The organism is Desulfosporosinus lacus DSM 15449 (assembly GCF_900129935.1).
In the GTDB taxonomy this organism is placed as follows: domain Bacteria; phylum Bacillota; class Desulfitobacteriia; order Desulfitobacteriales; family Desulfitobacteriaceae; genus Desulfosporosinus; species Desulfosporosinus lacus.
In genome coordinates, this window is record NZ_FQXJ01000027.1 from 25,839 (window position 1) to 47,176 (window position 21,338).

A 21,338-nucleotide genomic window follows, 5' to 3' on the forward strand; every position below is an offset into this window, starting at 1 on the left:
CGATGTGTATAGCTAAGCCGAGATCTACTGTACTTGATACATACCTTGGCTTTGCATATATTGAAAAATTCCTTCGCCATGTTGCTGTTCTTCTTTTTGAATATGATTGAGTACTTGTCGTACATTAGTATCCCTAAATTCAAACACCGCAGTATCATAGGCACCTGATACATATTTTTCTGTCATTAACATGTCTTTACAGAGTTTAGCATCTTCTTGGTTATAATTTCCTTGAACTGTCGAGGTCGTTTGGGCTTGATTTCCAGCGGTTTGCTGTTGGCCCTGAGCTTGTTGACCTTGCCCTTGTTGCCCCCCCATACTAGGCACTTGTCCGATTAATAACTGATTGATCGTATTCAGGTGTTCTTGCTCCTGTGCTGAATAAGAATTAAAGAGCTGTTTCAATTGAGCATCTTGAGCTTGATTAGCATATTTAGTGTATTTATCGACACAGGTCTCCTCGTGAGTTCTTTGGTCCATCAAAAGCGTTTTTTCCTTTTGTGATAATTGAATTGGCAATATAAAGCACCTCCTTATTTCTGCTTTATATTGTTTTCATTATTCTCGATTCTATGCATGCCTTTATCGATTTGATTTTACAGGGCCCTATATCTTAAATCTATCGACTGCATTCTGAAGCTGACTAGCGTTTTGAGCTAGAGATTGGGCTGTTGTTGCAACAATTTGCATAGATGCCGCGACTTCCTTAGTTGACCCCTCGATAGTTTCAGCTTTTATCACCGACTCATCAGAAACCTGCTTAACTCTATCTACATAGAGGTTTATTTCTTCCATACTTCCAAGCATTTGCTCGCTTGAGGCGGCTATATCAGAAATATTGCTAGAAACATCCTTAGTCGAATCTGTAATAACAGTTAAAGCTTCTTGAGCCTCATGAATCGTTGCCACACTTTCTTTGACTTTAGCATCTGTCAGCATCATTCCTTGAACTGCATGATGAACGCTCTGTTGAATAAGAGTCGTTATTTCCGTAACATCTCGTGTTGAAGAGGCTACATTTTCTGCCAGTATACGAATTTCATCGGCGACTACGGCAAAACCCTTTCCATGTTCCCCAGCTCGTGCAGCTTCAATTGCAGCATTAAGCGCCAAAAGATTAGTTTGTCTTGCTACTTGGGCAATCGTTTCTGTGATCGAACCAATGCGATTCGATTGCTCAGCAAGTTCCTCAATTAACTGCACAGATTTGTTCACTGCTCTATTTGTTTCTTCCATAGTGGTTACGATGAAGGAAAGCTTGGCTAACCCATCATTCGAATGTTTTTCGGATTTTACCGCTTCGAGGGAAACAGATTGAGCTCTTTCAGCGATCATTTGAGAGGCTTTTTCAAGTTCTGTAACCATAACCTTCATCTGTTGCTGTATTCGCGCCTGATCTCGGGTCTCTGAGGCCATATGAGAAGTATAATCAGCGACACTGCTGTTCGTAGCCGTTACCTCCTCAGAGCTTGCTGATAATTCTTCCGCCGAAACAACCCAGGCCTTCGACATCATGCCTATCTCCCTTATAATACCTCCAAAGTTATCCATCATATGGTTGAATGCCTGCGCTAATTCTGCGACATCGCTCTTTTTTAAAACACTGATTCTTTGTGTTAAATCCCCTTGAGCTACCTTAACAATTCTTTCTTGCATCATATAGATGGGTTTTAGAAAGCTCACATACTTTTTTAAGGAAGTAAAAATCCCTGTTAGGATGCCTGATAGTAAAAACAAAAGAAATAAAGAAATCGAATGTGACCGATCAAGTTCCATGACATAAATAATTACAAGTCCCATTGCTGCTACCATAGGAATAACCGTCAATAATGTTTGACTTATATACTTGACCAAACTGATCGTTTGCTTCTTTTCTTCAAAAGTCCCATCCCTAACTTCCATTTAAATGCCTCCCTTCTCATGGCCCCAATATACTTGTTGAATCACAAGGTCAGCCTACCCGGCTTTTTAACTGCTCCCATCCATAAATATAGTGTAATTGTATAAAAAGTACTCCCGGATGGATCTTTTGATTGCCCTTTGAGGCGCTCAAATAAACGCTCTCAGCTGGACGATGCTTAGTCTTCTGATGATACAATTTCTCTCTAATTTCTTGACATCGTGCAATTAAATTTTCACTTGGTAAACCATGCCCCGGTAAATACATCTTGGTCTGCAGGGCCTCAATTCTATTTAAACTTTCTAGATAACTCGGCATGCCGCTCATCACATGCCCCTCTTCTTCCCAGATGCCCGGATAGGGAATCTCATCTGGGAGCAACATATCTCCGGAAAAGAGTAAAGAATCTTTCTCATTATAAAAAGAGAGATGTCCTGCCGTATGACCTGGTGTCGGAATAGCACGCAACAGATTATCTCCTGCCATAACAGTCTGTTCTGGTTCGATTAATGTGACCTGATCAGGTAAGGCTGTTAAGTATTGCAGTCGTTTATATATCTTTAGCATTCCTGGGATTTCCATTTCTGGCACACCCCATTCTTGGGTTGCCCATTGATTAAGACTGGAGAAGGCTTGCCCATGTACAAAACTTGTCCACTCTTGGTAATCCCGTGATCCTATAAATACTTTTGCTCCTTCTTGAGCAAAAGTATTTGCTGCTCCTGAATGGTCAACATGCCAGTGCGAAACCAGGACCTGTTCCAGCCTTTTTATCCCTACCTTTTTCATTCCTTCATGAACTGCTTCGATTACTTCCGGGGTATTAGTTCCTGTATCTAATAAGGTAGGAATTTCTCCATCAAATAGGTATAAGTTAACTGCTTCCACATTGATGGGGACAGGAATTTTCAGCATATAAACATTATTAGATACTTCCTGTATGTCAATCATATATAAAACCCCTCCCAGAAATGAATGAGTATTCACCCTTGTTATATCTATAATAAAGTACAATTAAATAAGTAAAGAATAATTGATTAATAAAAGGCCATGTCGTTAACAGACGATGGCCTTTTTGTTGTAGTCACAGTTATTTAGGTCTCTTTTTTTACTTTAGTAGTTTACTGGATAACACTCTTTCTCAATAATATATTTAGCAATTTCCTGACGCATTCCGATCATATCGACATTCGGCCTGCGGACAAGCTTGCGCATTCCTGCTAGAACAGTACTGAGAGAATCCCCTTTCTCTACTGCACAAAGTACTTCTTTAGCCTGTTGCTCAAGAATATTAAATGCTGCATAAGCTCCTAAGGTTGCGGCTTTCTCAACGAATGCTTTATGCTCGTCGGAAACATTCATGTTTTGAACTTTCTGCGCACGAAGAACGCCACTTTCCATAGCGTAGACTTGGAGGACCATCTCTGCCATACCTGTTAAAACAAATTGATTATCTTTCAAAGCCATACCCAAGTTTTGAGCTGCCAATCCTGCAGCCATTAAGCATAATTTCTTTGCTTTCTGTGTCATTTGGTTAAGTGCTTCTAACCCTTCCGCATCGCCGCCCATTCCAATGGAGACCAGATCTTTGCTGACAGCTTGAGCTGCTTGAAGCAATGGAAGTTCACCAGTCATAGCCCTTTTCAGGAGTGTTCCCGGCACAAGCAGACGGTTGATCTCATTCGTTCCTTCAAACAGACGATTGATGCGGGAGTCCCTATACATACGTTCAATCGGATATTCTTTAATAAATCCGTAACCGCCATGAATCTGAACCCCTTCATCTACGGCAAAATCCAAAACTTCAGAAGCGTAGACCTTATTAAGGGAACATTCAATAGCGTACTCCTCTAAAGCCTTACCGGCTTCTTTACGGCAATCACCAGTCAGATCAAGTCCATGGAAGCCACTCTCCATAAGACCGGCTGTACGATAAACAACACTTTCAGCCATATATGTCTTGGTGGCAATTTCTGCAATTTTATGTTGAATCGCCCCAAACGTATTGAGCGATTCTCCAAATTGTTTACGCTCGGAAGCATACTTTAAAGCAGTTTCCAAGACAACTTGGACACTGCCGATTGCCCCAGCGGCCAATTTAAAACGGCCAACATTCAGGATGTTAAAGGCAACAACGTGTCCTCTTCCAAGCTCACCGACTACATTTTCTACAGGAACCATAACATCTTCCAAGATAACCTGGCGAGTAGAAGATCCTTTAATCCCCATCTTTTGTTCTTCAGGTCCAAATGAAAGACCCGGTGTTTCTCGTTCAACGATGAAATTGGTCATTTTCCCATCAACTTTAGCATAAACCAGGAAAACATCCGCGAAGCCAGCGTTAGTGATAAATTGTTTGGTTCCATTAAGGATATAATGAGTACCCTCTGCATTAAGAACAGCTGTGGATTTCGCGCCCAAAGCATCTGATCCTGAGCCAGGCTCAGTTAAGCAGTAAGCAGCAACTTTAGTGCCGTTGCCAAGCCCTGGCAGATATTTAGCCTTTTGCTCAGGTGTACCAAAATAAACGATTGGCAAGGTCCCAATCCCTGTATGTGCTGCATAGGCAACTGCAAAGGATCCACCGCGGGGAACTTCTTCACCCACTACTACAGTTGAAGCTTTATCCAGAGCTAATCCTTCAAACTCCTCAGGAATTTCCAACCCCAGTAATCCCAATTCTCCGGCTTGGCGCATAAATTCCCGAACAACACCTTCTTGTTGCTCTTCCATTTCTTCTATCTTCGGAGCAACTTCTTTTGACATAAAATTATGGGCCATCCTCTTAAGCTGCTTATGATCCTCATTTAACTCCTCACGAACATATACCTGATCCGGAGAAACTTCAGCCAGCAAAAATCCGCCTCCGCGTAATTCTAATTCCATAATATATCCTCCTCATTATCGAGATGCAAAGTTCGAGGTTCGTATAGAGACGTTCAGTTTCGAACGCTATAACATTGAACCCATTACTTTCGACTCTGCACTCTTGTATCTTCTCTTTTCTTTCCAAACCTACATCTCTACCCACACGTTCCATACGGTTCCATACGTCCCCCCGTTCCCAGCCCCAGTCGACCAGAAAGAAAGGGGACAATTGCATAGTGAACCCATTCGTGGGAGTTCACGTTAAAGCGAGTGCCGATGCTGAAGGGCCAATTTCGCCCAGGTTCACATCCTGCGCCGCCCAGAGGTTGGCGAAATTCCTTCAGCATCCAACGAGCCAGGGAACGGGAACGTGGGTGAACGGGCAATTTCCCCTGACTTTCACACGACCCAAAACGAACTCTAGAACCGTCCCTACGTCCCCCCATCCCCAGCCCCCGTCGACCAGAAAGAAAGGGGACAATTGCATAGTGAACCCATTCGTGGGAGTTCACGATAAAGCGAGTTCCGATGCTGAAGGGCCAATTTCGCCCAGGTTCACATCCTGCGCTACCCAGAGGTTGGCGAAATTCCTTCAGCATCCTACGAGCCAGTGAACGGAAACGTGGGTGAACGGGCAATTTCCCCTGACTTTCACAGACCCCAAAGATGAACTCTAGAACCGTCCCAACGTCCCCCCCGTCTCCAGCCCCGTCGACCAGAAAGAAAGGGGACAATTGCATAGTGAACCCATTCGTGGGAGTTCTCGCTAAAGCGAGTTCCGATGCTGAAGGGCCAATTTCGCCCAGGTTCACATCTCGCGCTACCCAGAGGTTGGCGAAATTCCTTCAGCATCCAGCGAGCCAGTGAACGGGAACGTGGGTGAACGGGCAATTTCCCCTGACTTTCACAGACCCCAAATTATAATAACTCGTAAACTCCAGCAGCGCCCATCCCGCCTCCGATGCACATGGTCACCATACCATACTTCAACTTCCGCTTAGTCATTTCACTTAAGAGTGTAGCGGTAAGCTTAGCACCAGTACAACCGAGCGGGTGTCCGAAGGCAATAGCTCCCCCATTCACGTTCACCTTAGACGGATCTATGTCCAGCGTCTTAAGGATTGCCAGGGATTGAGATGCAAAAGCCTCATTTAATTCAAACAAATCGATTTGGTCAAGGGTCAATCCAACTTGTTTTAACACCTTAGGAATCGCCTTAATCGGACCAATACCCATCAATTCCGGTTCTACACCAGCCACTGCAAATCCGCGCCATACGGCTATAGGTTTCAGCCCAAGCGCTTTCATTTTTTGTTCTGACATAAGTAGGCTCATGGCTGCACCGTCACTGGTCTGGGATGAGTTCCCAGCCGTCACTGTACCACCTGCCTTAAATGCTGTCCTTAATTTCGCAAGCGACTCTGCAGTGGTCTCCGCACGAATCCCTTCATCTTTGGTGAACCACTTTTCACCGGGCTTTCCATACATGGGCAACGGAACCGGTACTATTTCATCATCAAAACGCCCGCTGCTTTGAGCAGCCCAAGCCTTTTGATGACTAGAAGCTGCAAAGGCATCTTGTTGTTCACGGGTTATTTCGTATTTCTTGGCAACATTCTCAGCAGTAATCCCCATTGAAACATAAGCCAGTGGGGAATGCTCTGCCAAGTAAGGATTTGGTGCAGGTTTCATACCGCCAAGTGGAACCGCAGACATGCTCTCTGCTCCTCCGGCAATCATCACATCTGCTTCGCCTAAGCGAATTCGGTCAGCTGCCATAGAAATCGCTTGCAAACCTGATGAGCAGAAGCGATTGATTGTTACGCCAGGGACATCAATCGGCAGGCCCGCGCGCTGAGTCATTATTTTGGCCATATTCATCCCTTGCTCCCCTTCAGGAAAGGAGCAACCAATGATGCAATCATCGATCTCTGTTTGATTAAGTGACGGTACTCTTTTTAAAATATCTTGTATTACATAAGCGCCCAAGTCATCTGGACGTACAAGTGCCAAGGAACCTTTAATTGCTTTACCTATGGCTGTCCTCTTCGAGTCTATAATGAAGGCTTCTTGCATTCTTTTCCCCCCCTAATTCCGTAATGGCTTGCCTTTGGCGAGCATGTGACGAATACGATCCTGAGTCTTTGGTTCGCCAACTAAGCTCATAAAGGCTTCACGTTCCAGGTCTAAGAGATATTGCTCATCCACGAGCATTCCTGCCGGACGATCTCCGCCGGTCATTGCAAAAGCAATTTTCTTGCCTATATGCTGGTCATGCTCTGAAATATAATTTCCTTCACGCATTCCATGCAGAGCTATTTCTAAGGTTGCACGAACGCCGACCCCACCAATTTTGTATTTCGTTGGTAAATTGGGTCGGAAGTTACGAGCTAAGTCAATGACTCGCGTCTTGGCGTCCAATATAATGTGGTCCGGATTCATGCTGTAGCGATCATGGGCACGTAAGAATCCAAGCTGACGCGCTTTTTCTGCGCTTGTTGAAACCTGAGCCATGGCCACGATTTCAAACCGTTTGGCAAAGAAGTAATCAGGAGAGACTTGCACGCCTGGGAGAATTCCTTCCATAGCCCGTATGGCCATTTCCTTGGTTCCTCCGCCGCCAGGAATTAAGCCAACTCCGACTTCAACCAGACCCATGTAAGTTTCTGCTGAAGCTTGAATAGCATGGGAGTGCAAGCAAACTTCCGCTCCGCCCCCCAGAGTCATACCGAAGGGAGCCGCTACGACAGGCTTTTTAGCAAATTTCAATGCCATGGTTCCATTTTGGAATTGACGAACCATGTAATCGAGATCATCCCAGTTTTCTTCTTCAGCTTCTAAGAGAATTTGCATTAGGTTTGCGCCTACGCAGAAATTCTTGCCTTGATTCCCAATGACCATTCCCAGATAGTTTTTCTCAACTTCTGCCAACGACTTATGAATCATGGTTAAAATATCGGCACCAATAGAATTGCTCGGAGAGTGGAATTCCAAGCAGGCTACTCCATCCCCCAGGTCAATAAGACTTGCTCCGGCATTGCCCAAGATTTTCTTTCCATCTTTGTGAGCTTGCTTAAGCGAAAACTCATAGGGACTTACTGCTTTTTTGTGATATTCTCCTGCTTCGAAATAAGAGACTTCTCCGGACTCGCTCTTTTGATAAAAACGCCCATTCCCTTTAGCCAGCAATTCTTCGACTAGAGGAGGCAGGGTTCCACCTTCTGCGACCACACGATCTGCTATTGTTTTGACTCCAAGAGCATCCCAAATTTCAAACGGCCCCATTTGCCAGTTAAAGCCCCAGCGCATCCCTTCGTCGATTCCGGAAATGTTATCCGCAATATCCTTGGAGATCGTCGCTGCATACAGCAAGACAGGCTTTAATACATTCCAAGCAAACTCTGCCCCAAGATCTTTACCATTTACTAAGGTGCGAATCTTTTCGGTCAGGCCGCCTGCAGCTTTTGCTTTATCGAGAGAAGCAAATTTCACACTTTTTTTCGGAACATAAGTCATCGAATGCGGATCGAGAACTTCAATGACTTTGCCTTGAGGTCCTTTAGATTTCTTGTAGAATCCTTGCTTTGTTTTATCTCCAAGCCAGCCATTAGCCAGCATTGTTTGCATGAATTCAGGTAATGTAAAATTCTCTTTTTCGGCAGGCACCCCAACTGCAACAGTATTAGCTGTATGAATAAAGGTATCTAAACCGACAAGATCAACCGTTCTAAAGGAAGCGCTCTTTGGACGTCCCATCACCGGTCCAGTGAGAGCATCTACCTCATCCACGGTCAAGCCAGAACGCAACATTTCCTGAAGCGTTACAGCTAAACCAAACACGCCAATACGATTAGCAATGAAATTTGGTGTATCTTTCGCTAGGACAACTCCTTTACCCAAGACTCTCTCACCAAACTCGGATAGGAATGTTATAATTTCCGGGTCGGTATTAGGGCCAGGGATAATTTCTAAGAGTTTCATGTAACGCGGGGGATTAAAGAAATGGGTTCCGAGGAAATATCGAGTAAAGTTTTCCGGCAACTCTTCTACCATGGCTTTTAAGGAAATTCCAGAGGTATTAGAAGTGACAATCGTGCCTGGACGGACGTGGGCAGCGATTTTCTTGAAAAGATCCACCTTAATGTCGAGACGTTCCACGACAACCTCAATTACCCAATCAACTTCGTTTAAACGCCCTAAGTCATCGCTTAGATTTCCAACTTCAATGCGATCCGCGAATTCTGGAACTAATAATGGGGCGGGATTCATTTTCAATAACTTAACCTTATTGCCTTCTGCTATACTATTACGTACCTTCCGATCCTCCATTTTCAATCCGGCTGCTTCTTCTTTAGCAGACAGTTTGGAAGGAATAATATCCAACAACAGGCTCGGGATTCCGGCATTGGCCAAGTGTGCAGCGATGGTACTCCCCATCACGCCTGACCCTATTACCGCTACTTTATGAATCTGCATTTCCATCCTCCTCTCGTTTCGGTTCAACGGCACCTCGTTATATATCTTACGGTTATTTTCTTAACCGAAGTGCGCCCTCAAACAAAGCTAACATTGGTTCTATTCCGCTGCTGAGTGTTCGCGGACTCCGCGCCATCACCCAATCGGTTGTGGCCTCATCTAAGGATCCGAAGATCATTTGACGAGCTATTCGTGTATCGATCTTAGGAACTTCTCCACACTCTATACCTTGCTGGATCACCCCCTCAATAAGGTTAAAGTAATCTAATACAGTAACATTAATGGGTAACCGCACACGCGGTTCGGACTGCCTAAGCTCCAGTTGAGTCACGATGGCAATTGACCTGTTTTGTTCCATAAAAATAAAATGTGTTCCTACAATCGTCCGTAAGCGCGCTTTTGTCGTCTTGCACTGTGAAAGTTCACGACTCACACCTGCGATAAACTCCCCCATTCGTTCCTGAAAAACGCGTATGAGAATGTCTTCTTTGCTTTTGAAGTATAAGTAAATGGTGCCATCTGCAACTCCCGCTAAGCGGGCAATCTTGTTTACCTGACATTGATGAAAGCCGGATTCTGCAAAAGCTTCAATAGCAGCATCGAGAATCCGTTGAAATTTACCCTCGCGCTGCATGTCCATGAAATCTGCACCTCACCTCTCAGATTAGTAATAATTCGACAATGAATGAATAACCATTCAGTAAGCTCATCATATCATAGCCTTGTTAAAAAATAAATAGATTTTTCAGAACCTTTGTGCCAATTTCAAAATTAAATTTGTGAATCTTGACAATAAGTACGTCTGCCTTATGATTAAGTTGAGGAATACTCCTATTAAATACCCCTCAATCAATTAATATCACCCAGTTGAAAGGACGAATAGGATGAAAGTTAAGATTTTCAGTTCCCCTGATTCCCGAATTTTAGAAAACCAAGTTAATCAATGGTTAGATGACAACAGTTGGATTAAGGTGCTTAATATCACTCAGAGCACTGGCTCAGCCACCGTCCTCTCCATCTGGTACGACGAACCCAATGTACCAATTCTCGGTTAAGTCCGCCGGCCATGACAATAAGCGGACGAGCTTATTGCCACACTGCAACTCATTACTCATACTCCTGCAGTGTGGATTGGCCAAGTGTCCCTGTAGCCATGACTCGAACAAGGATGTTCGAGGTTAGAGCATCGCCATGAATGGCTAGATGCCGTGACGGCGAGAAGAGACGTCCATATACAGAAAAAAAGAGAAGCTAAAGCGCTGAAAGGCTAATAGCTTCTCTTTTTGCATATATAAACACCCTGCCCGCATCAAAATACAATTGATGAGGAAATACTAAGACAATTCCCCCATAGATATAGAGATTTTCAAAAGGATGGTGTTTATGAAGGTTTCTCTCTTTGCAACCTGCCTAACTAATGCCTTTTATCCGGAAGTGGATCTGACAATGGCGAAAATATTAAAACACTTAGGGCATACTGTCGACGTTCCCGAAGGGCAAGTCTGTTGCGGCCAAATTGCCTTTAATTCCGGTTACGTTGATGATGCTCGAGAAGTTGCCCGGACACTTATCAATTCCTTTGAACGCAGCGAAGTAGTTGTAGGTCCAAGCGGCTCGTGCATAGCGATGATTCATCACTATTACCCTACCTTATTTGAGAAGGAGCCTGTTTACCTGAAAAAAGCAGAAGATCTCATTCAAAAGAGCTATGAATTTACCCAATTTGTCGTTGATGTATTGAAGAAGCCTGATCTGGGGGCTCACTACAAAGCAAAAGCTACCTATCATCCTTCCTGCCACGCCACACGGCTTCTAGGGATTGGGGAAGCTCCCCTGAAATTGCTTCAACACGTGAAGGGACTCGAACTTCTCCCCCTGCCCGAGGCCCAACTTTGTTGTGGGTTTGGTGGAACGTTCTCTGTGAAAATGCCTAAGATTTCTGAGGCAATGGTCGCCGAAAAAGCAGAGCATGTTCTTGCGTCTGGTGCAGATATACTCCTCGGACTCGATATGGGTTGCCTTATGAATATTTCCGGCTACTTAGAAAAGATTAATAAACCCGTGAAAACTATGCATATCATACAGTTGCTGGGGGAGGGAATGAAATCATGACCATGTACAACCTAACCACCGATCAACGCGTTGATAAGGCCCTAGCCGATAACTTCTTACGCCAAGCGACTCGCAGGGCTACTGATCGTTTACGGAATAACAAGTACAAAGCATCTGACGAACTGGGAAATTGGGAAGAATGGCGTAACGCCGGAGAAACTATCCGCAAACATGTAATTGCTAACTTGGATTTTTATTTACACCAACTAATTGAGCAAATGGAAAAACGAGGAGTGCACGTTCATCTGGCCAAAACCCCAGCTGACGCTGTAGGCATCGTCCGTAACATTGTTCGTGAGCATGACGCAAAAAATGTATTGAAATCTAAATCCATGATCTCTGAAGAAATTCACCTTAATCACGCCTTAGAGGAGGATGGTGCCGCCGCCGTCGAAACAGACCTTGGGGAATATATCATCCAAATTGCCGGTGAGCCCCCTTCTCATATCATTGTTCCAGCAATGCATAAAACACGCCAGCAAGTTGCGGATTTATTCGAACCAATCGCTGGTCACGCCTTAAGCTCTGACACCCCGACTCTTACCCGTTTCGTCCGGATTCAAATGCGGGAACAATTTCTCCGAGGGGATATCGGAATCACTGGGTGCAATTTCGCTGTAGCAAATACGGGAAGCATCGTCATGGTAACCAACGAAGGAAACGGACGAATGGTAAGTACTTTGCCCCGAGTCCAGATTACTCTCATGGGCATGGAGCGTATTGTCCCCTCATTTCGGGAACTCGACATTATGTTAAATTTACTCGCCCGGAGTGCGACAGGGCAACGGCTCTCAAGTTACACAACCATTCTCACCCCTCCTAAGAAATCCGCCGATTCAGATGGCCCGGAAGAATATCACCTTGTAATCCTGGATCATAACCGCTCAGAAATTCTAGGAGATAAGCTATTCCGCACAGCTTTAAACTGTATTCGCTGTGGAGCATGTTTCAACGTATGCCCAGTCTACCGCCAACTTGGAGGACATGCCTACGGCTCTGTATATTCTGGCCCAATCGGATCTGTGATCACTCCCTTATTGGAGAAAGATTGGAAAAAATGGGGTCACCTCCCCTACTTCTCCTCACTTTGTGGGGCTTGTACCGAGGGCTGTCCTGTCCGTATCCCTCTCCACGATCTCTTAGTAAAACTTAGAATGCGTAAAACTCAAAGCGGACACACTCCTCAAGTTGAGCAACAGATCTTCAAAGCCTATCGCTACCTCTTCACTCGTGAGAAAACCTTGCGCAGAGCACTCCGATTAGGCGCTCATTTGCAGTGGCCATTCGTGCGAAATCATCGGATCACTGGCGGTCCAGCGCCACTTTCCAACTGGACCAAGAGCCGCACCCTTCCCATGGTTGCCCCCAAACCCTTTATGCAAATTTGGGCTGATTTAAATAATAAGAGGTGAGAGCAATGACCAATACTAATGAATTTATCAATCACCTGGCATCCAAACTAGGTCGTCCCACCCCCATTGAAACTCCTCCTCCGGTTGAGATATCTGTTCCCCAATACCGTTTATCCAACACAGAAGAACGAGCCTCTATCTTCTTGCAAAATTGGCAAGCCTTAGGGGGCAAAGGGGCTATAGTAAAATCTGACAACGATATGCTCCAATGCCTCAAAGAATGGTTTGGAGACCTGCCTGTCACTTGGTTTAAAGATAATCCTCAAGCCCTCATTGCTTGGGATATGCTCCCCTCAATTGCTGAGTCAGCCTTTTCCACATTAAACTGGCCCCTCACCCGCTATACTCAATCATCCTTAGACCCTCGCGACCGTTATTCCATCGCTGCTCATGCGGAACTTGGCATTACAAGTTCTGATTTGGGAATCGCGCTTTCCGGTACAATCGTAATGAATAGTGATCCCTTGAGAGGACGGGCTGTAAGTCTGCTCCCCCCTCGTCATCTCGCCTTTATTGAGACCACAAAGATTCGGAACAACCTCTTCGAAGTCCTCGAAGAAATCTCAGCGTTAGGAACTCCCCCAGCGGCCATAGAGATGATATCGGGCCCCAGCCGAACATCCGATATAGAAATGGATCTATCCATCGGGGTTCACGGCCCTATTGAAGTATATGTTGTCGTGACAGACAATTAGATAAAATACTCCACCTGTGCTAAGGGAAAATAACCCTTAGCTTCCTTTAAGAAAAATTCTTTCATTTCCAATAGTTCTTCCGGTTGGTAGATGTATTTTCCGTAACCAAACTGCCCGTACTTAAATTTTCGCTCAGCCTCTTCCATGGGTAAGGAGGAGTTCGGAAAAACTCCTAAAATATTAGTTTTTGCTCTCGAAGTAAAGCGATGAGAGATAAATTCCAAGGTTAATTGCTCTGAGGACCAACCGGACGGAGCCCTTTTTACCAATTCTTCTGAGGTGCGCTCCAAAAGCCTGCGATACGCATCTTGCCATCCTTCAAACCGAAAAATGGGAGCAATAATAAAGCCTAAAGGATACCCGGCTTTCAGGACTTTCCCTGAGGCAATAATACGTTCTTCCGGAGAGGGAGTTCCATGTTCATATTTTTTTACCACCTCAGAACAATTCAAACTAAAGCGAAACCGAGTATGCCCTTCATGTTTAGCCTCGAGCAGACCATCTACCTCTGTGAACTTGGTGACAAAGCGAAAACGCCCGTTGGTCTCACGTCCAAAAAATTCGATGGCCTGCTTCAAGGCCCCAGAGTATCTCTCCACCGGAACCGGATCTGAAGTTGCAGCCCCTTCAAACTGAGTAATTTCCGGAAGTCGCTCTAGAATCAATTTTGAAGCTATACCTAAAATCTCTTCCAGATTGACATAAATCCGCACATAGGGTTTCTTCCCTAATGTGGTGGCTAAATAGCAGTATTCACACATGCCTGGGCAACTCGTGACAAGTGGCAACTGATAATGAGCAGACGGTTTGCACGATTGAAATGTTCCACTGCGACGCACCCCGATCACCAATGTCCGCTTGGCTTCCCGATACTGAGTTGTTGCAGTATTTCCTGGAATTCCTGTAATCCGATTATGGGAAGAAGTGGGACTTGCCGATATCCCCATCTGACAAAATTTCTCCACTAAGGTTTTTCCTAAGGGATAATCAAGAGCACTTGGCTCATAAAATACTCGAGTTGGAATAAATTCTAATGACATTTTGTTCACCTCAGGAGTAGGTTACCCTAAGATTGACTAAAACTTTCCCGATTTAAAAATAGAGATAAACAGCCAAAGCAACATCAGACCAGCCATCCCTGCTCCAATCTCAATAACGGAGATATGCCAAAACATAATAGGCTGCTGACCTAAAGCCGAAGCAACAATGATTCCCGCCATAACGATACTAAAGGAAAGTAAAACAATACTAAAGGATATCTGATTTGTGATACGATCCAACTTCCTAAGGAAAATATCCAGCTCCGGAACACTGACTTCTATGCGAATACGCCCTCGTACTAAATTCCCCATTAAATCTTTCATTTGTTTAGGAAGATCGACTAAAAGATCACCATAATCCGAGACATTATGCCATAGCCTGCCCGCAATGGTACTTGGTTTGTAACGTTCCTTAAGGAGTTGAATTCCAAAGGGTTCTGCCATATCCATAATACTCAAATTGGGATCTAGCTTTTCCACAATTCCTTCTAAAATCAATAAGCACTTGGCCACCATGGTAAAATCTGAGGGAATGCGTATCTGATGACGGAAGGCAACTTCAAAAAGGTCGCTAATCGCCTCACCAAGACTGATCCGGCTCATAGGAACATCCATATACTTTTCTCGTAATTCATCGACATCATTACCTAACAGGGATAGATTGACATCCTCAGGAACTATCCCTATTCGTAAAACCGCTTTAATCATACTCTCAGTGTTCTGACGCATCATAGCGATAATTAAGGAAGCGAAATTATGTTTCATATCTAATGTAAGTCTGCCAACCATACCAAAGTCGATAAAGGAAATCACGCCACCCCGTAAAAGAAAGATGTTTCCGGGATGGGGGTCAGCATGAAAAAAGCCTTCGATTAATATCTGATGGAAGAGCGCTCGAACAAGTTGTTCTGCTATTACTTTATGGTCGTATCCATTTTTCTCAAGAGCTTCAAACTGATTCAGCCTCAAACCTTCAACAAACTCCATGGTTAATACTTTTCGAGTGGAGTAATCCCAATAAATCGAAGGAATGTGAACCAACTTATCATTCTTAAACTGCTTTGCTATTTTCTCCGCATTTCTGCCTTCAATAGTATAATCCAATTCATTACGAAGCGACTTGGCAAACTCTTCGACAACATCGCACAATTGAAGACGTTCCATTCGTTTCATACGGTTTTCAGCCAAAGCGGCTAAATCCAACAGGATTTCTAAATCAGTTTCTATCATAGCTTTTATCCGAGGACGCTGTACCTTAACAGCAACCAGTTCTCCCGTGGCACGCAGTTGGGCACGATGAACCTGACCAATAGAGGCCGCTGCAATCACTTTTTTATCAAACGAAGAAAAGATCTCCTCAAGAGGGGAACCAAGTTCTTCCTCAATAATCTCAGTCACTTCTTCAAAAGAGAAGGAAGGTACGTTTTCTTGCAGTTTTTCCAGTTCACAAAGAATTTCTTGCGGGAAGATATCCGCACGAGTACTGGCAATCTGCCCGATCTTAATATATGTAGGACCCAATTCCTCAATCACTGAGCGTATCCGCTCCCCAACCGACATAGGGTCCATCTCTTCAGTATCCGTAAAAAGTCGTTTAGGCAGAGAAAGCATATGTAAAAGTCCCATCTCCTCCACAAAAAAACCAAAGCCGTGGTGAGCTAAGACTTTAGCGACATCTCGATACCGTTTAATATGGCGTATTCTTTTGCCAATCATAAGAATTCGTCCCCTTTATTCGAGGTTCGTGATTCAGATTCAAAGTTCAACTAACGCTCCTGATACTTTACCTTTACGTTAGCTTACTAACTATTTAAAGATCTGCTATATTGAGGGCCTGAATTTTATTTCAGGCCCCGTTTTAGTATCCTCGATTTGCTTTAAGCTGTTCTATTGCTTGTTTTCCAGTTCCTGAATTCTTTTTTCTAATCGCTCAAAATCCGCTTTACTCGGAACATTCAGGTCTCTGAGGACTTTTTCTAATTGTTCATGAATTCGGGCATTCATCTGTTTCTGCTCAGCTTCCCCTTTCTCTAACAATTCATTAATGAGGTCCTTAGATTCTGCAGTAGACACTTCACCCTTTTTAACTAATTCGTCAACAAGCTTTTCAATTTGTTCCTTACTCACCACCGCTAAACCTAACCCCAGGGACAACCCTTTTTTGATAAGGTCTTTCAAAACGATCTCCTCCTTTATCCAACTTGTACCATATTTATGAACCCTTGTATCATTATAACTCGTAGTATCTTAGTTACACTAATGATTGTTTACAAAAACAGTTAAACTTATTTATTCAGTGCCTAAATACTCTTGGCTATTGACTGAAAATAGACTAGAATATAGATAATATAATATCGTATGATGAATAGGTTCCTTTCTTAAGCTTTAAGAAGGATGAAAAGGGAAGTTCGGAAAAACCGACGCGGTCCCGCCACTGTAAATGGAAGTATTCCACAAATAGGCCACTGTCAAATGATGGGAAGGCGTGGAACTACAAAGCCCTAAGCCAGGAGACCTGCCTATTTTTATCAAAACGGCTTATATCCTTCGAGGAAAGGGATTAGGCGCTATATGCGTATAACGCAGTTAAGCACCATGATTAAAACCCCTTTATCATAAGCGATAATGGGGTTTTTGTTTATTCGTCAGAGTGAACTCGTTCAGCTAAAGCTGAACATCGAGACTTCGGTGACGTAAGTCTCCAGTTCGATAGTCTCCGGTGGAGGCTATCGTCACCGAAGTAGAATAAGGAACACCCACTTGCAAAAAGTGGGTGACTCGGAATTGATAAATGCCAAAGGAAAGGGCGGAAACCATGCTCAAGAATAAAATACTCACACTCCTGATCCTAATATTCTCTCTCGCTTTGGTCACAGGATGCGGGATTACACCACCAAAGTCTAACCCACAATCCGACGTCCCTCAGGCAGACCCATCAACTGAAACAACTTATCCCCTGACCGTCAAAGACGATTCTGGGAATAATGTGACCATATCCTCTCAACCAAAACGGATCGTATCCATGGTTCCCTCCGCAACTGAGACCCTCTTCGCTCTAGGATTGGAAGAAAACGTTGTGGCTGTGACGAAATGGGATGACTATCCTGTGGACGTTCAAAAACAGGCAGAGTATGTTTTCCAAGACAGCCTGAACCCTAATGTGGAGCAGATTTTAAAATTAAACCCTGACCTCATAGTTTTGGGGTTAATGGGCCATGATCCTAAGAGCATTGAAGCAATCCGCAATCTGAAAGTCCCCGTTATCACCGTTAATCCCCAAACCCTTGAGGCTACCTATCTTACCATCGAGACCTTCGGACAACTTACAAATACACAAAAACAAGCAAACCAGCTTGTTTCTGCTATGAAGGAAAAAGAACAAGCTATTGTTAAAACGGTATCAAAAATTAATAGTGCCGATCGTTTAAAGGTCTGGACTGAAGTCGATGATAACCTCTTCACCCCAGGTCAAGGAACCTTTCTTAATGAATTGCTGACCAAGGCTGGAGGAATCAATATTGCTGATGATGTCCAAGGTTGGGGACAGTATAATAGCGAACAAGTCATTACCAAAAATCCGCAAGTCATTTTCGAGACCTATGATTATTATCAAAAAGATGCTGTCGCAAACATTATAGCTCGTAATGGCTGGCAAAACATAGATGCCGTAAAAAACAAACGTGTAATAGGCTTGGATAGTAACATGGTAACTCGACCCGGACCGAGAATTGTAGATGGATTAGAGTCCATTGCAAAAGCATTGTATCCTGACCTTTTTCAATAACCTTATTTCGCCGACTTTTTCTTCAATTCACTCTACACATTGCTAGGCCCAACCAAGTATCATCCTTAAGGTGGAATTTTCATGGAAAAAATAATAAGAACTAAACGAATCATATGGATAGGTGCTCTTTTAGCACTGCTCCTTATGTCCCTGGTTTTAAGTGTCATGATTGGCTCTGTCCATCTGCCATTTACCCTAACTCTGAAGATTCTGCTGAACCACCTCCCTCTGTTCGACCTGACTCCCACTTGGACATTGGCCCAAGACGCAATCGTCTGGAACTTGCGCCTGCCTCGTGTTTTTTTGGCTCTTGTCATTGGTGCGATGCTTTCTTCAACAGGGGTTGCTTTTCAAGGCATTTTGCGCAACCCGCTTGCAGATCCTTACATCCTTGGTGTTTCCGTGGGTGCCGCTTTTGGAGCGGCGACATCTATACTCTTCTTTCGGAATTCTTCTCTGTTAGGATACTTAACTACCCCGCTTTTTTCCTTTTTAGGGGCCTTACTTTCTCTTTGGTTCGTAATGGCACTTGCCAAGCATCACGGACAACGTGATCGGGAAACATTGATTCTTGCCGGTGTCGTTGTTCAATCCTTGATTGGGGCCTTTCTGTCCTTCTTGATTGCCATATCCGGTCAACAAATGCAAGAAATTGTCTTCTGGATGATGGGGAGTTTAGCTAACCGTTCTTGGCAAGACGTGGGGATGTTGATTCCATATCTAGCCTCGGGTTTCTTCTATTTATCACTTCAGAAGCGTGACCTCAACCTCATTTCGCTGGGAGAAAGTGCTGCGACCCATCTTGGAATGAATGTCGAAAAAAAGAAAATATGGGTTCTAGTCGTTGGTTCTTTACTTACAGGGGCAGCCGTTTCGGTTGTCGGAATCATAGGATTCGTTGGGCTCATTGTTCCCCACTTAATGCGTTTACTGGTAGGTCCTGACCACCGAATTTTATTGCCAATATCCACTCTAGCAGGGGCAATATTCTTATTATGGGCGGATACCTTAGCCCGCAGCATCATTCCTTCACGGGAAATTCCGATCGGTGTTATCACCGCATTTATTGGAGCTCCTTTTTTTGCGTACTTACTAAAAAAAGGACTGAGGAGGGGACATGTATGAACCTTTTCGATGTAATACACGTTCAGCATCAGTTTGGAACGATCCCAGTTCTTCAAGACATAGAATTTCAGATTAAAGAAGGAGAGACCTTTGGGATTATCGGACCGAACGGCAGTGGAAAATCCACACTCATACGAACCATGAGTGGTTTACTAAAACCCAGTCGAGGGAAGATTCTCTTAAATGGTAAATCTATCAGCTCGTATCGAAAACGAGAGCTGGCAAAAATAATAGCAGTTTTAGAACAAGAAGGCATCCCTCCCCTGTCGTTCACGGTCGAAGAGGTCGTTGCCATGGGACGTTATCCATGGTTAAAGCCCCTCTCCGACCTATCTCTTGAGGATGAGCAGATAGTTCAAACTGTATTAGAAAAACTAGGCCTCTGGAATTTACGAACTAAGTCGGTAAATAACCTGAGCGGAGGCCAACGTCAAATGGTTTCCTTAGCAAGAGCCATGGTCCAGCAACCTCGGGTTCTGATTCTGGATGAACCGACCACCTTTTTAGATATTGGACATCAGATGCTGGTCATGGAACACGTCCGAGAATGGCACCAGTCTGAGGGAATCAGCGTGATTATGGTCTTACATGACTTAAATCTTGCAAGTCAATACTGTAATCGTCTTTTGCTCTTGGATAATGGACACATTAAAAGTTGTGGGGAAGTTCACGATGTTTTACAACCTGCCACTATATCTTCAATTTATAAAACCGAAATCATTATGATTAATCACCCTATCCACCAAGTACCCCAATTTTTACTCACCAGCAAATAACCATATTCTATTGGAGTTATTTCAAAAATATTTGGAACATCCCCAATTAGGCCTCTGCGAATAATCGCAAGAGGCCTAATTGCAATACCATCTAACCGCCAGGATTAGCTTTTTTCCAGGGAATATATTTCCTCCCTTTTACGGTTTAACCAACATGTACCAAAGACAAGCTGATAATTATCCGTTATACTAGGGAAACAACTTCAACAAACTAAGTCAGTTGGAAGTTGCCTTTAATCCGTCATCACGGTATCTAGCCATTCTAGATTTCAAAACATCAGCAAAGAATATTATTTTTAATCCAACGCCTCACAAATAACGCAAACGAAAGGAATGACGAAATTGAAAACTATTAAAAATATAAAGTGGTCCGTTCTCCTAGTTCCCGTTGTATCAGCATTCTTCTTTGTGACAATTATCACAGCTTCCCCGAAAACAATAACCGATAAAATGGATGCTCAAGAAATTCAAACCATTGCCGTAGCGACGACAGAAACGACAAAGGATCTCACAGCGCCCCAACCTGCTGCAGACCCACAAGTCCCCATTCCCGCTAACACAAGCACCCCCTCTACAACACCAGCTCCAGCTAACACTCCGGCAAAAAAGGCACAGCCATCTCGGTCAACAGGTTCAAGCAGTACTCCGAGTAAACCTGCACCCGCGAAACCGACCTCCCAACCAACGAAAGCAAGTGCCATTATCGCTACTGGCAAACAATATATCGGAGTAAAATATGTCTTCGGTGGAACTACACCGGCCGGATTTGACTGTTCTGGGTTCGTTCAATATGTTTTTGCTAAAAACGGCATAAATCTTCCCAGAGTTTCTCGTGATCAGTTTAAAATAGGTACTTCTGTCTCATTTAGCAATCTGCAACCGGGAGACTTAGTCTTCTTTTCTTTAGCCAAAAACGGAGTAATTGACCACGATGGAATCTACGTAGGCAATGGTCAATTTATCAATGCATCTAGTTCTAAAGGCGTAACCATCTATACCATGGGAACTTATTGGAAATCCGCTTACGTCGGAGCAAAACGAGTTTTATAGCCTTCCATCATAAGTCTGGCTATTCAACGCAAAAATATTAAGGCGGGGGTCTAACAAAACATCTTTGATTTTGTTAGACCCCCGCTCTGTATAAGCTTGT

Annotated in this window: 18 protein-coding genes and 1 riboswitch; of the genes, 7 read left to right on the plus strand and 11 right to left on the minus strand. The window is 44.0% G+C overall.

Going from position 1 to position 21,338, the window contains the following annotated elements:
- Positions 1 to 24: 24 nt before the first annotated feature.
- From BUB11_RS23440 to fadR, 8 genes are all read right to left on the minus strand, one after another.
- Complete coding sequence (locus BUB11_RS23440) at positions 25 to 519, minus strand: spore coat protein (protein WP_073032724.1); 495 nt, start codon at positions 517 to 519, stop codon at positions 25 to 27.
- Positions 520 to 606: 87 nt separating this feature from the next.
- A complete protein-coding gene (locus tag BUB11_RS23445; RefSeq protein WP_073032725.1) occupies positions 607 to 1,902 on the minus strand; it encodes a methyl-accepting chemotaxis protein in 1,296 nt (431 codons plus the stop codon).
- A gap of 49 nt (positions 1,903 to 1,951) precedes the next feature.
- Positions 1,952 to 2,851, minus strand: coding sequence for an MBL fold metallo-hydrolase (locus BUB11_RS23450; protein ID WP_084110502.1), 900 nt, complete (start codon positions 2,849 to 2,851; stop codon positions 1,952 to 1,954).
- A gap of 162 nt (positions 2,852 to 3,013) precedes the next feature.
- Positions 3,014 to 4,786 carry an acyl-CoA dehydrogenase family protein gene (locus tag BUB11_RS23455; RefSeq protein WP_073032726.1) on the minus strand — a complete coding sequence of 591 codons (1,773 nt, stop codon included), beginning with the start codon at positions 4,784 to 4,786 and terminating at the stop codon, positions 3,014 to 3,016.
- 137 nt (positions 4,787 to 4,923) lie between these two features.
- Positions 4,924 to 5,580, minus strand: a complete 657-nt coding sequence (locus BUB11_RS23460) for a hypothetical protein (RefSeq protein ID WP_073032727.1) — start codon at positions 5,578 to 5,580, stop codon at positions 4,924 to 4,926.
- Positions 5,581 to 5,686: 106 nt separating this feature from the next.
- Positions 5,687 to 6,844, minus strand: coding sequence for a thiolase family protein (locus tag BUB11_RS23465; protein WP_073032728.1), 1,158 nt, complete (start codon positions 6,842 to 6,844; stop codon positions 5,687 to 5,689).
- Positions 6,845 to 6,856: 12 nt separating this feature from the next.
- Positions 6,857 to 9,244 (minus strand): 3-hydroxyacyl-CoA dehydrogenase/enoyl-CoA hydratase family protein, encoded by a 2,388-nt coding sequence (locus tag BUB11_RS23470; RefSeq protein WP_073032729.1) that lies wholly within the window; start codon positions 9,242 to 9,244, stop codon positions 6,857 to 6,859.
- 52 nt (positions 9,245 to 9,296) lie between these two features.
- Positions 9,297 to 9,884 (minus strand): fatty acid metabolism transcriptional regulator FadR, encoded by a 588-nt coding sequence (fadR, locus tag BUB11_RS23475; protein ID WP_073032730.1) that lies wholly within the window; start codon positions 9,882 to 9,884, stop codon positions 9,297 to 9,299.
- 743 nt (positions 9,885 to 10,627) lie between these two features.
- Here fadR and BUB11_RS23480 point away from each other — a divergent pair.
- The 3 genes from BUB11_RS23480 to BUB11_RS23490 are packed head-to-tail and all read left to right on the plus strand — an operon-like array spanning position 10,628 to position 13,463.
- Positions 10,628 to 11,356, plus strand: a complete 729-nt coding sequence (locus tag BUB11_RS23480) for a (Fe-S)-binding protein (RefSeq protein ID WP_073032731.1) — start codon at positions 10,628 to 10,630, stop codon at positions 11,354 to 11,356.
- Positions 11,353 to 12,768: a LutB/LldF family L-lactate oxidation iron-sulfur protein gene (locus BUB11_RS23485; RefSeq protein ID WP_073032732.1), complete on the plus strand. Its 1,416-nt coding sequence runs from the start codon at positions 11,353 to 11,355 to the stop codon at positions 12,766 to 12,768. The genes BUB11_RS23480 and BUB11_RS23485 overlap by 4 nt, the downstream gene beginning before the upstream one ends.
- 5 nt (positions 12,769 to 12,773) lie before the next feature.
- Positions 12,774 to 13,463, plus strand: coding sequence for a LutC/YkgG family protein (locus BUB11_RS23490; protein ID WP_073032734.1), 690 nt, complete (start codon positions 12,774 to 12,776; stop codon positions 13,461 to 13,463).
- Here the strand turns inward: BUB11_RS23490 and splB are convergent.
- From splB to BUB11_RS23505, 3 genes are all read right to left on the minus strand, one after another.
- A complete protein-coding gene (gene splB, locus BUB11_RS23495; RefSeq protein ID WP_073032736.1) occupies positions 13,460 to 14,503 on the minus strand; it encodes a spore photoproduct lyase in 1,044 nt (347 codons plus the stop codon). The genes BUB11_RS23490 and splB overlap by 4 nt on opposite strands.
- A gap of 36 nt (positions 14,504 to 14,539) precedes the next feature.
- Positions 14,540 to 16,219, minus strand: a complete 1,680-nt coding sequence (locus BUB11_RS23500) for an ABC1 kinase family protein (protein ID WP_073032738.1) — start codon at positions 16,217 to 16,219, stop codon at positions 14,540 to 14,542.
- Positions 16,220 to 16,390: 171 nt separating this feature from the next.
- Positions 16,391 to 16,681, minus strand: a complete 291-nt coding sequence (locus BUB11_RS23505; protein WP_073032740.1) for a phasin family protein — start codon at positions 16,679 to 16,681, stop codon at positions 16,391 to 16,393.
- A gap of 172 nt (positions 16,682 to 16,853) precedes the next feature.
- Positions 16,854 to 17,040, plus strand: a riboswitch (cobalamin riboswitch).
- A gap of 254 nt (positions 17,041 to 17,294) precedes the next feature.
- Between BUB11_RS23505 and BUB11_RS23510 the strand changes: the two genes are divergently transcribed.
- The 4 genes from BUB11_RS23510 (at position 17,295) to BUB11_RS23525 (ending at position 21,238) form a co-directional block, all read left to right on the plus strand.
- Positions 17,295 to 18,287 carry an ABC transporter substrate-binding protein gene (locus BUB11_RS23510; RefSeq protein ID WP_242947716.1) on the plus strand — a complete coding sequence of 331 codons (993 nt, stop codon included), beginning with the start codon at positions 17,295 to 17,297 and terminating at the stop codon, positions 18,285 to 18,287.
- A gap of 81 nt (positions 18,288 to 18,368) precedes the next feature.
- Positions 18,369 to 19,412, plus strand: coding sequence for a FecCD family ABC transporter permease (locus BUB11_RS23515; protein ID WP_073032742.1), 1,044 nt, complete (start codon positions 18,369 to 18,371; stop codon positions 19,410 to 19,412).
- Positions 19,409 to 20,188: an ABC transporter ATP-binding protein gene (locus tag BUB11_RS23520; protein WP_073032744.1), complete on the plus strand. Its 780-nt coding sequence runs from the start codon at positions 19,409 to 19,411 to the stop codon at positions 20,186 to 20,188. The genes BUB11_RS23515 and BUB11_RS23520 overlap by 4 nt, the downstream gene beginning before the upstream one ends.
- 342 nt (positions 20,189 to 20,530) lie before the next feature.
- On the plus strand, positions 20,531 to 21,238 hold the full coding sequence (locus tag BUB11_RS23525) for a C40 family peptidase (protein ID WP_242947719.1): 708 nt from the start codon (positions 20,531 to 20,533) through the stop codon (positions 21,236 to 21,238).
- The last annotated feature ends 100 nt before the right edge of the window (positions 21,239 to 21,338 follow it).